At 28.6% G+C, this 12,809-nt stretch carries 6 protein-coding genes; 5 read left to right on the top strand and 1 reads right to left on the bottom strand.

Annotation, left to right across the window (positions count from 1 at the left end; translation table 4 throughout):
• Positions 1 to 2: 2 nt before the first annotated feature.
• The 3 genes from EI91_RS02360 to EI91_RS02350 all read left to right on the top strand — a co-directional run bounded on the left by EI91_RS02360 (position 3) and on the right by EI91_RS02350 (position 3,042).
• A complete protein-coding gene (locus tag EI91_RS02360) occupies positions 3 to 278 on the top strand; it encodes a hypothetical protein (protein WP_036452709.1) in 276 nt (91 codons plus the stop codon).
• 1 nt (position 279) lies between these two features.
• On the top strand, positions 280 to 2,115 hold the full coding sequence (locus EI91_RS02355; protein WP_036452708.1) for a hypothetical protein: 1,836 nt from the start codon (positions 280 to 282) through the stop codon (positions 2,113 to 2,115).
• A 93-nt stretch (positions 2,116 to 2,208) separates the two neighbouring features.
• Positions 2,209 to 3,042: a hypothetical protein gene (locus EI91_RS02350; RefSeq protein ID WP_036452706.1), complete on the top strand. Its 834-nt coding sequence runs from the start codon at positions 2,209 to 2,211 to the stop codon at positions 3,040 to 3,042.
• Positions 3,043 to 3,049: 7 nt separating this feature from the next.
• Here the strand turns inward: EI91_RS02350 and EI91_RS02345 are convergent, their stop codons facing one another.
• A complete protein-coding gene (locus EI91_RS02345; protein ID WP_036452704.1) occupies positions 3,050 to 3,970 on the bottom strand; it encodes an SPFH domain-containing protein in 921 nt (306 codons plus the stop codon).
• Between the two features lie 507 nt (positions 3,971 to 4,477).
• Between EI91_RS02345 and EI91_RS02340 the strand changes: the two genes are divergently transcribed.
• Together EI91_RS02340 and EI91_RS02335 are read left to right on the top strand one after the other, a co-directional pair.
• Positions 4,478 to 7,375 (top strand): coiled-coil domain-containing protein, encoded by a 2,898-nt coding sequence (locus tag EI91_RS02340; RefSeq protein ID WP_036452703.1) that lies wholly within the window; start codon positions 4,478 to 4,480, stop codon positions 7,373 to 7,375.
• Positions 7,376 to 7,448: 73 nt separating this feature from the next.
• Positions 7,449 to 12,803 (top strand): PDxFFG protein, encoded by a 5,355-nt coding sequence (locus EI91_RS02335; RefSeq protein ID WP_036452701.1) that lies wholly within the window; start codon positions 7,449 to 7,451, stop codon positions 12,801 to 12,803.
• The last annotated feature ends 6 nt before the right edge of the window (positions 12,804 to 12,809 follow it).

Genomic DNA, 12,809 nt, shown 5'->3' with positions numbered 1-12,809 from the left:
ATATGAAATCATACAAAAGAAAATTAATTATTTGAATAGCATTAACAGTTTTTGCTATTTTCGGAGTTATAGGACTTTCAGTTGGGATTTCATTAATTCGTTCAACAATAGATTTATTTAAATTTATTTCATTTGCATCAGAAATTACAAACGCATATCGTACAGTTGAATCATACATGATAGGAGGTTTAGCATTTTGTTGTTTAGTGACTGTTCTTGGAACAATTATTACTTATTCAGGAATTAAATCACTTAAATATACAGAAATGTTCTATTAATATGAAAAGAATTTTTAAGAAAAGATTTTTATTAACTTTAGGTGCAGCAACTGCTGCTGCTATGCCTCTTAGCATGGTTTCATGTTTATACGACGATTCAACATACGTTAAATATGGTCACTCATATGTAGCAAAAAATGGTTTAAGCGAAAGTGTTAGACCTAAAATTAAAGCAAGCGAACTTAACAACCCAAGCTTAATTGAATTTCAAGATAAGCTTTATAGTGCAAAAAACTTAACATTTAATTATTCAACATTTAACTGAGTTTTCGGAAACAATGTTTACAATATTAATAACAACTTTGCTAACTACTACTACAAAGATGTTATTAAAATTACAGGTAATCAAACATATGAAGTTATTACCAAAGAAAAAGTAGCTGAGCAAAGTAAAAATGCAGCAGACTATGAAAAATACATCAAACCAATACTTGATGAATTTACAGCAGCTGTTACCGCTTACTTTGACGCATACAAATCATCAAAAAAACCTGAATTTGATGAGTTATCATTATGACAAATTACTCGTGCTACTTTTAGCCCTAATGATGAAGCTGCTAAAAGAATTTATCAAGCATATGCACAATCTCAAATTGTTAGCTACATGCTATTTAAAGAAGGACAAGCTCCAACACAAGAAGCTACAATTAATAAAGTTGTTCTTAATGCAATTTTAGACACTCCATTTTTAGCTGATTACTTAATTAAACAAAGCCACGATGAAGCTGATAAAAGATTTATTATTAAAAACGGTGAAGGTAACTTTATTTTTAAAGATCCAGATTACATAACTCATAATGGTACACCGACTGTTATTTTTAAAGAGTTTTTAGATTCTGTCTTTAAAAAATACCAATCATACCAACCGGAAAATGCAAATGCAGATGACATTTTAACTCTTTGATACAATCAATTACAACATTCAGTTTTCAGATATGATAATGAAAATGGAATGGAAAATGGTGCTGCATTAGCTTTTGGACCAATTCACTTATTAAGAAATAAATCAAATAACTCAGATTCAGAAGATGACAATTACAAAATTTTTGAAAAAGCAATGGATTCAGAATTATCTATTGGACAAATTAGAGACTTTTCAATCAATCCACTGGAATTCATGAAACATAATCCTGGATTATGATACATGGGATTAATCAAAAAAGGTCAATCATACTTTACTGTTGATTCAGAAATTCAAAAAGCCGAAAGCAATTTAAATAGAGCAAAAGAAGAGCTTAATTCAAAAAATAATGCTTCAAATAAGAAAATCTATGATCGTAGAGTACAAGAACTTAATAGACTTAATACAACAAAAAGAGAAATCTTACCGGAAATTACTAAGATGAAAGCTTATCAAGTTCAAATTGATCAATTAGTAAAATTAATTGAAAATTTAAAAGAAAATGCAGAACGTAACCAAGCTAAAATTACAGAAGAAACAGCAAAACTAAATAAAATATATGCTGAGGTTGATAAATATATTAAAAGTACAAAATATATTAAAAACGACTTAATTAGAATTAGTGAAATCATTAAACGTGAAGAAGCTAAGACATTTAGTAATGAATTTTCATTAAACCAAATTTTTGCAAGATCTCTATTTGCTGCTGGTGTATACCATGTGCAAATTATCAGAGGAACAGATACCACTACAAATGAAGTTACCTACTGAGTAGAATATAAAAATGGAAACACATGAAAATTAATTCAACCAAAAGTATTACTTAATGAAAAATTTGCATTCAAAAAAGAACCTATTAGCAACTTTATTCAAACTACCAAACCTGCTAATTTACAAATTGATTCAATTTTCGAAAATTACGCACATGTTAAATAATTTAAAAAACACCTTTGGGTGTTTTTTTTGTAGCTAATTTCATTACTTGCTATAATTAAGGCTTATTTATTGTGAAAATGCTACAATTAAAATATGAAAAAAACTAAAAAACTTTTCCAAGCTTTCAAAATAGGGTTTGCAGTTGTTTCTTCACCAATTGTCCTTAGTGCAGCTTGTGTTTTTACACCTAGTAAAAAAGACTACCAAGATTTTTATAAAGAAATGGAAAAATACCAAAGTGATTTGGAAAAAGAAAATACTTCTAAAAATGGAGAATATAAATATTTAATTGCTTCTTTCCGTTCTTATATGGATAATCTCAGACTCATTAATAACCAAGTTCATTTAAGTACAAAAGGTGATTTATCAGATACTAATTATAATAACTTACTTGCGGGAATGCACACTGTAATGTATTCAGCTAAACAAATTAAAACAGCAATTGACGAAAATATAGCTGAAAGAAAAACTAATTTAGAAACTAATCCAATTTATGACTCTGAACTGTTAATTATTCCTTATTTTACTGTCTCTTCATTAGGTAATACATCAGGAGGTTACCAAAGTGTTCTTAGTGCTTTAAATTCGTTTAGATTTAATTTAGAGGAGCAAAGAAAAATAGAGACAAATAAAGCAAAAACAGAGGTATTTGCTGCAGCAGAAAAAATAATTGATTTATATGATGATGTCACAAAAAATATTATGCTTAGATTTTATGATACTTATCAATTCGATTTTAATATTTTAACTGATACTGAGTATGAACAAATTTTTGACGAAATTTATCAAAAAATAGAACTATTTGATAATTTATTATCTTCTAATGATTCAAGTGAATCACAACAAGAAAAAATTGATTTACTATCTACTTCAAATTTCACGCACCTATTTGAAATTAAAAATTTAATTAAAAAAGCTAGTTTATAACTAGCTTTTATTTTTCTTCTGTTTTTGTAACTGAGTTAAAAATTTCACTAGCACCAGCGATTTGTGATGCAAAATCTTTAATGCTTCCAGGTATAAAAATTTTAGTTGCTTTACCATCAGCAAGTTCACCAAGTTTGTCGATTGCTTTTAAGCTTAAAATATCACTGTTCAATTTTGCACTATTAATAATATCAATTGCTTGTTTTTGTCCTTGTGCTTCTAAAATAAGTTTTTCTTTTTGAGCTTCAGCTGCTAATACAATTTTACTTTTTTCTGCTTCAGCGTTTAAGATAGTTGCTTGTCTATTTCCTTCAGCTTTTAAAATTTGACTTTGCTTAATTCCTTCAGATTCTAAGATTTGAGCACGTTTGTCTCTTTCAGCTTGCATTTGACGTATCATTGCTTCTTGAATTTCTTTTGGTGGCACAATGTTTTGAATTTCTACACGATTTACCTTAATTCCTCATGCGTCACTGGCTTCGTCTAAAATTCTTGTTAATTTACTATTAATTACTTCTCTTGATGTTAAAGATTGATCTAATTCAAGTTCACCAAATACATTTCTAAGAGTAGTTGCTGTTAAGTTTTCAATCGCAAAAATAGGACGTTCTGCACCATAAGCATAAAGCTTTGGATCTACTATTTTTAAATAAGTTACAGTATCAACCTTAATTGTCGCGTTATCTTTTGTAATTACTAATTGTTCTGGGAAATCAAAAACTTTTTCTTTGATTGTGTCTTTAATTACTACTCTATCCACAATAGGAATAATGAAATTAATTCCTGTTGTTAATGTTTTGTGGTATTTTCCAAACCGTTGAACAATTCAAAATTGTGTTTGAGGAACAATTTTAATTGCACTAAAAATTAAAATTAAAATAATTAAACCAAGTAATCCAAATACTGATGCTAAAATAATTGTCGTCATATTACCTCCTGTAATATAAAAATTATATTAAATTTTAAATTTTGTATTTATCTTTTAAACCTACATAAAAATTATTTTTTACTTATTAATGAAAATTTAACTGCATTCTGATTTACTGTCATTGAATGATTGATAATTACATTAAAGGTTGTATAGTCAATATAAAATGTTTTCATTTTACTTTGACTTAGCAACTATTAAAGTTATTTTTTTAATGCAATTTAAATAGTAAAACTACTAACTAAATCCTTTTATTTTAAAAATTTTAATAAGAATTTGAATTAACAAATTTATCAATGAATTAGCAAAAATGAAATTAAAAATAAATTTTATAAAACTTATTTAGTTTAACAAAATTTAAATTCAAAATACTATTTTTAAACTTTTAATAAACAAAAATAGGTTTACAAATAACTTGTAAAAGGGACTAATTGCTGTCAAGCAAAAAAATGACTTTTTTGATATAATAAATTAATAATTAATTTAGATACAAAATAAGAGGAAATTATGAAGAAAAAAATGCTTTTAACATCTATAAGTGCTTCATTTTTAGCACTTTCACCTATTTTAACATCATGTATAAATGATGACGCTCAATCACAAAAAAATGATGATGCTTTCAAAAACGAATCTGCACGTACTGAAGATTTTTTAAATTCAATGAATAATTCAGAAATTAGTCCTGAATTTTTTGTTGATGCAAACAGTAAATATGCTGAGCTAAAAATTAAGTATCAAAATGCAAAAAATTCAAACGAAAAAAATGAAGTTTTAAGTTCACTAAAAAAATTCAATGATAGCAAAATGAAAGAATGAGCTGATAACTTACTTGCTGTAATCGATAAATCACAAAAAGAATTATCTAAAAAAGATACTAATTCAACTAGCTTAGAAAACAGTTTAAAAGTCATTGATGAAAGTTTAAATAGTCAAAAGCTTGCTAATCAAAAATTAAAAGATCAAATTGAAAGATTACAACATGAGTTAGAAATTGCTACACAAAATACATCTAGTGGCGCAGCTACAGAAAACGAAGAAATTACTAAAAACTTTTTACCAAGACAACTTTCAGGAAAGTTAGCACTTATTGAAGCTCAAAAATACTTAATTACTTGATATGGTGAACTAATTGAATTTTTAGGTAAGTTTCCAACAGCAAATGAAGAAACACAAAAAGCAATTGATTCTTTAAAGGAAACTTTAGAAGGTTTAAAAACATCAACTGAATTAGCTTTAGAAGAAACTAAGAAATCTCAAGAACGTTTTGCTACTAGAAAGCACTTTAGAGTGGATTTAGCTATTACAATGGATAGAATTAAAAAGCTTGCTAGCCAATATAAGTCTATTTTCCCTTATGATGTACCATTTCCAAAAAGTAAATTTTTAGAAGCTTTATATGATTGAAGAATTTATAACTTACAAGCTTTACATGATGCAGTAGTTGCAAATAATTCTGATGTATATTCAGAAATCGCAACTCAAAATGAAAAAACAGCAGAAGAATTCCAAAACGGAATTGCTTTAACTATTTTAGAAGTTAAAAAACTTTATGAAGATAGTAAAGCTAAAGCTAAAAACTATGCTGATCAATTATTTAGCTATATTTCAATTGAAGAAAAATACACATTACCAAACTTATTAAATAAATTTGTTAATGATGAATTTGCTCCATTTTTAAAAGTTTCTTTAAAAATGACTGAATATCCACTTTATAGTCGTTTATTAGAAAACGAAAAAACAGCAAAACTTGACGTTTACTACAACAACGTACTAGCTCAACTTGGAGCATTCAAAAGAAATGAAGGACACAAATACTTAAATTCAATTGGTTTTAGAAAAGTTTATAACCAATGAGATAAATTTGTTGAAAATTCATTAAATTACAAATACAATGCAGATGCAAGAACTTACTATGAAGTACTTGGGACATTTACTGAAGCAACTGAAGGTGTAAAAACTTTAGCTGTTAATAGCAGTGAAGTGGAAAGCAAAACTACTGAAATTAAAAATAAAAATGCTGAGCTTTTAACAAAGATTAATGAGTTAATGAAGCCTATTAACCAAAAAGCAAATAAAGAATTTGCGGATGATGCTTCTTATACTCCTTTTGTAGATTTAAGAGATAACATCAATCAGTACTTTAATTCTGCAAAAAGAATGACAGAAAATAACTATGTAGAAGCTTTTGATAAATTTATTGCTTTAAATTTAGTATTTAGCTATGTAACTCACATGAGTCAGCTATACAATTACTGAGAATTTGTTGGTATTGATCCGAAATCAGATGAAATGGAAGCTTTATTTAATTTAAAATCTAAACCTGAAAAATTACTTAAAAGATTAAATCAAGCAAAATCAGATCTTAATGATAAAAAATTAGCAAAAGAGTTTTTTGAAGAAAAAATTTATCCAATTACTGATGCTATTGTTTTACCTGATTTAAACAGTTCTTCTACTAGTGATGAAGAAAAATTAGCGGCTTACAAAAAATTTATTACAGATTTAAAAGAAGCTTTTGACAAAATTCAAGATATCCAAAATAACATGGATTCAAAATATGAATCTTGAACTGAATACGAGTACTTTTTTGAAGATTATTATGAAACAAAATATTCAGAAATTAAAAATCGTTATGAAGAATTAAACTCAAAAACAGAACTCTCTTACAGTGATAAATCTTTTGCTGCAGATTTAAAAGATGACATATCCGTTCAAAGAAAAAATACAGTTATCGCGGACTTAAAAGCTGCAGAAGAAGAACTGAAACAAAAACAAGCAGCTTATGATTCAGCTTCTACTGATGCAAATCCAAAATACTATACAGTTCCAAACCAAGAATTATATGCATTTATTAGACAATGAAACATTAAATATCGTCCTAATTTAGCTGCTATTGATTTAGATTCTGAAAAAGATCCTGATCGTGAAGCTGTTGAGTTATTCAAAAAATATTCAAAAGAATGAAAATTTGGACACGAAGACACTTCAACAAAACCATATATCCACATTACAAACTTAGATATTGATGATATTAATCCAACAGATGCTGCATACAATGGTGATGAAATTGATTCAGCTTACACTTCAGATAAAATCAAGGTTTTAGTACTGGAAAAAGAAAAAGAATACTTTGAAGCATACGAAGCTTACTATCAAGCAAAAGTGCAAAATGAAAATACAGATGCATTAAAAACAGCACTTGATAATGCTAGAAAAGCATACTATGATGTTTTAAATGACAAACACTATACATTTTCACGTTCAGCTTATGCTAAATTTAATACTTCACATTATGAAAGTGGAAAATTAGTTAGCTTAAGTCCTTTAAAACTTGCTAGTCTATACGCTACTGAGCTTGCTAGCTATGATGTATTAGACTTTTTACAAAACGAATATATTAAATAAATAAATTAGCAAACCATATTTGTTAATATGGTTTGTTGCTTTTTATTAAATACCTAATTGAAAGGAGAATTCTATGGCAAAAAAACTAAGTTTATCAACTAAAACATTAATTTCGCTTGGTTTAATCGGAATTGGTTTTGGTGCAACTTATGGTGCGATGTATGCTTATTCAAAGAATTCTGACGAGGTTAAAGGTTCTAAAAATCCATATACAAAAGAAGAGTTAGCAAATAACTACTCTTTAATTAGAAATGAAAAAGGTGACTTAACACCTACTTTAGCTATCCTTAACCCACTTAAAAACCATAAAGTAGCTGACATTAATGAAGATGGAACTCTTTATTGATTTGTAGACAATCCAGAAGAAAAAATGGATTTAGATACTTTCTTTAAGAAATACTACGAAATTTATCAAGAAGATTTTATTTTAGAAGTTAAATATGCTTCATTTAGTTTTTATGATGAGTATGTTTTAGCTGTTCGTCCAAAACAATTTATTGATTTTACTAAATGATTCATGAATAATGTTGCTTGAGGACCTGATATTCTAACATTAGAAAGCTTTAGAATTGTGCGTGGAGCTGAGCAACATGGTAACTCAATTACACTTGGTTCACACTCTACTGATCGTAAAGAATCTAGTGAAATTAAATTCTTCCCTGATGCTTTCTTTGGTTCATTACCAATTTTCTCAGTAGCTGGTGGACGAGGACTTGCTCCTGATTCATTAACATATAGTGCTTTCCAATCAAATGTTAATTTAGAGACATTAGAAGAATTTTTAACTAATATTCCACTTGCTAGTGCCATTTTAAATAACCGTGAAAACTCATTTACTCAGTCATATTTAGATAGCAATAGCAATGCAGCTAGAGATCGTCGTCCAAATATCGAATTCTTTAATGGACTATTAATGCCTGGTCGTTTACTTGACAAAGAATTTTTAGTTTACCGTAATGATTCAGAAGAAAATTTACGTAAAGTTGCTTTAAGTAGTGAAAATTCCATTTCGCAAGGATTATTATTAGTTTTACCAAAAGATACAACAGCAGAGCAATTTAACCAGATAGCTAGTGCAAACCCAGAGTTATATCAAAATGTAACTTTTGATCAATTTGAACTTTATCAAGTTGCAGACGTAACAAAAGAAGCAACTTTTGATCCTTCAGGTAGAAAAACACCTATTACTATGAAAGTTTCATTTGATAAAGGTGAAAATACTGCAGGTTTTGATCACTATTACAAAGAAGTTCCTGATACCTACTTTGATTTAGTTTCGTTGCAAACATACAAAAATACTGTCGAATCACAAATTGAAAACTTTTTAGATTTTTATGATTTTAATAACTTTATAGGTGCTAACATCTATGTTTATGAAAAAAATGGTAAAAGATTCTTTTATGATTCTTTAGCAAAAGCACAAGATTCATTAAAAATCAAAGATTTAGATAAGTCAATTGCGTATAAAGTAAATCACTTCAAAAAAGAAAAACTTTCTGATGGAAACTACATTTTATACGCTTACTTAGATAAGCAAAATTCAAAAACAGCTGGTGAAAGTCCAAAACAAAAAGTTATTGCATTTAACTCTGGAGACTTAAATGAATTAGAAGCAAAAATGGAATTTTTCCAATTCAAACAAGCTTTAGGTTACAAAGGTGCAATTAGACCAACAGTACTATCAGCTGGACCTGAAAATATTACATTAAAAGATGCTAACGGAAATCAAATTCGTGGTTTAGCAGCACGTAACTATCAACTTTACAATGAAGTTTACTCAGGTTTATTAGACATTATTTTAACTAAGTATCCACACTTAGTTAAAGAATATAATGGACCACACGTTGAACAAGTTCTTAATGATCAAGGTTTCTATGAATATAAAGTAGTTGATGGTCCATACAAAGGACTTAATGATGGTGATCGTATTGGTCTTCCGTTAGTGCTTAATGCTTTTATTGATGAGTATGAAGGAATTTCAACGGACTTTTTAAAATACGTTGGAGCCCATGAATATGGACACCACTATACACTTGAAGGTACACAAGCTTTAAATAATCAAAATAATTCAGTTGTTGTAGGTGGATTAAGTACACGTGGTGGTGTAAATATTCAATCTTACTACGGAATTGAAGGATTAATGAACTATCTTAAAGCACGTACAAACTTAGATATTGTTCGTGTCGATGCGTTAGGGAATGAGCAACCTAATGGTGAATTCATTAACTTTAAATTTAAGAAAGTTAGCTCAAATGATTGATATAAAGAAACTGAAGCTGATGTATGAGGTTCAGCTGAAAAAACTGACAATGTTTTTGATGTAGTTGATAATAAAGCTCGTAGATTTTTACAAAGTTATGAATCAATGAAAGAAGTGGCGAAATTAAGAGATGTACGTCTTGGTGATTTATTTATCGCAAACTCTTTTGACCGTAACTCAGGAACATTAAACCCATTTATTGATGGAACTATTTTATCATTTGATAGTAGACAAAAAACTAAATTCGAGCCAATTTCAGAAGAAAGAATTATGAACATTGTTGTTGATGGTGTAAATCAACACATTCCTTACACAGTTGATGATGCTGGACATGTGACTTTAAAAATTGTGGAAAGTACTACTGTTAATGGTAGAACAATGTTTACTAAAGTTAATGTCTTTAATGCTGACGGTACACCTGTTATTGATGTGCCACTTTACAAATTATTAGATCATAACTCATATGAGTATGTTAATAAGAAAATCGCAGTAATTAACGACAGTATTATGAACCTTGTTCGTGATCATGGTTATGATAGCGGTTGGGATGGACCAGCAACCGTACTTGGTGGTAATCCAAAAATTGCTTGAACTTCAGTTACTGCAGGTGACACCTTTAATGAGTGAAGAGATGAAGTTAAAAACAGAAAAAATGATGTTGAAACTGATGTAATGAATAACTTATATGGATTTACAATTAACGACAAAACTCGTAAAGCATATTCATACTTAGCTTTAAGTGAAGATAATAACGCTTTAAACCAATACATTACACGTTTAGAATTTTTCTCAAAAGCTAACTATGATGGTTTACCTGATAAAATTGATTCAATTAATGCAGCTAAAATTAAAAGTAATTCTTTCGATGGAGCACTTGCTGGAATTAACCCAGTAGTTTCAATTAGTAAGAAAGATGGTAGTCACAAGCGTTATAGTTTTCCATTTGCAACTGATGCTAAATCATTAATGGATATGTACCGTGATATTCCTTCAATTAAAGAAACAGCTGAAAGATATAGATGAACAGTTCCATACGGAGCGTTCTTTACAGGTTTTGATTCATGAGTATTTACTCATAACCGTGAACAACTACGTAGTTTCGGTTACTTAAATTCGCATGGTGAATTTGTCGGTGAACCAACTGCTGCTGATTCAAAAGTTGTAGTGCGTCCTAGTGCTGTGAATATGTCAGATACTTCACCATTAATAGCAGCTTCTAAATTCCTTCAAGAAATTAAAAATAATGGAAATAAAGAAAAAGCTTTAGTATTTAAAAATTTCGAAGAGATGCTAGACTTTTTCACAATTGATTACAGTCAATTTACTAAAAAAGAGCTTGATAATGATAATCAACAAGTTAAATGAAATGCTAATATTGATTACTTACAAAATTACTTTGATTTTGATAAGTTTGTCCAAGCAGCAATTAAAGATGATAAGTCTAACGCTAATAAATTAACTAATAATCAAGAAATTGCTAATGATATTATAAGAAGAATGAGATTTTCATCATTCTTACTGGGTGTTAAAGACTTTAATCCAACCACAGATTTAGTGCAAAATCAAGCTATTTTATCTAAAGAATTTGGATTTAAGATTTTTAGTCCTGAATTAGCAAACAACTATTATGAAGATGCTTCTTTTATTCCTGAAAAAGATAAAAGAATTAGTTTAACAGCTGATAAACTTCAAGAATTAATAAAACAAACTGCAATTGATGCAGGAATCACTGAACAAGTGGATTTAAATAATATTAATAGTTTTGATCTTTTCAAATTAATTGGTAATACTATGGAACTTAGAAATCGTGGTGTTAACGTGCGTCCTTTTTATGGCAACATTACTTTTGGTAATCCATCAACAGGTATGCCTTCAAGTGATTTCTTAAGTTACAACTTAAGTAGAATTGAACCTCTAATTAACGATAAATTTACTGATTATATTTATTCATTACCAGAAACATTAACTCGTGATTATGTTCAAACAACTTATGTTCCAAGTGTGAAAAATTTTGGTAACTTACCAAGTTATTTAAATAATGTTAATGAAGCTACAACAGGACTGGATTACATTGTTGATGCTACTCAGTTAGATAAAATTAATGATACAAAGCTAAATCATAACCAAATTAATTTAGCTCAAATTGCAATTAGTCAATGAAAATTATTCAATAAAACTCAAACTGAAATTGAAAAAATGCGTAGTGAATCATTTAAAACTCAAGCTAAATTACAACCTCAGTTAGCAGCAATTAATCAAGCAATTGAGGATGCTAAAAACGAACCAGATCATGAACTTTCTGCTGCTTTAATTTCAAACTTACAAACAGCAAAAGCAGAGTTATTAAAATTCTTATCAGACTTATCAGACGACATTCAAAGAGTTATTGATAATCATTCAAATTTTGTTATTTTTGATTCAAAAATCTTATCTAATGATCAAACTGAACAAAGAGATTCATCATACTTTGGTAAATTTATCGCAAATTCAAACGGATACTTTAAAGATCGTTGAGAAAAAGCTATGATTGACATGCAACTTTATGATGATTATGGAAATCCAGTTCAAATTCCTGAAAACGATCGTCGTTTAACAGCTTTTGATGGAGAAACTTTAGTTGATAATGTTCCTGAAGCATTCTTTGTTTCTCAGCTTTTAAACTTTGGAGTTGGAAATAGAAACGTTACAGGAATTTTCAGAAACAAAAACTTTGATGCTTTAGCTCTTTATGGATATATTGAAACTAAACATGCAAATAGAATTAAATACTTAAAATTTACAAATAAAGATAATCCAAAAGATGTTGCTTACTTATCAATTAACATAAGTAACACAAATAATATTTTCTATTTAACAAAACAAGGTGATGCTAGTTCAAAACGCACTTTAGCAGACTATGGATATTCAACATGAATTTCTGATTTTGATTATATGGGAAAATACCGTGGTAGTTTATTAGCTCCAAAATCTTCATACTATGTAGAATTTGCGGATGCTGATAAAAATACAGTAACTGACATGACACTAGGAAATGTTCCTGTGCTTGCGGAAAACGGAAAACTAGTTTCACAAGCACCAATTAAATTAGAACAAGAGCTTGATGAAAATGGGAATAGCACTGGTAAAACATTATTCACAATTGATTATCAGTTCAACATCTTAGGATAGAAAGGA

It is taken from the genome of Mycoplasma buteonis, from assembly GCF_000733865.1.
GTDB classification, from domain to species: Bacteria; Bacillota_I; Bacilli_A; order Mycoplasmatales; family Metamycoplasmataceae; genus Mycoplasmopsis; species Mycoplasmopsis buteonis.
This window is presented reverse-complemented; position numbering and strand designations above follow the sequence as displayed.